Below are 212 nucleotides of genomic sequence, written 5' to 3' on the forward strand. Positions count from 1 at the left end.
AGTCTCTGCTCATCCCATAGGCAGACGTCGCGGAGCGGTGCCCATCCGGGGCATCCAGGTGTGTACGGTGTGAACACCTGTCTCTTATACACATCTCCGAGCCCACGAGACGCGTAGTAATCTGGGGGGGGGGGGTTTGGTTTTGGGGGGGGGGGGGGGGGGGGGGGGGGGGGGGGGGGGGGGGGGGGGGGGGGGGGGGGGGGGGGGGGGGG

General features: G+C 72.2%; 1 protein-coding gene. It reads right to left on the reverse strand.

Annotated elements, in window-relative coordinates; translation table 11 throughout:
* Nucleotides 1–212, reverse strand: a 212-nt coding sequence (locus ACPYOM_RS24415; RefSeq protein WP_481347962.1) for a hypothetical protein, incomplete at both ends; no start/stop codon positions are given.

The organism is Monashia sp. HAY1-2A, from assembly GCF_056755315.1.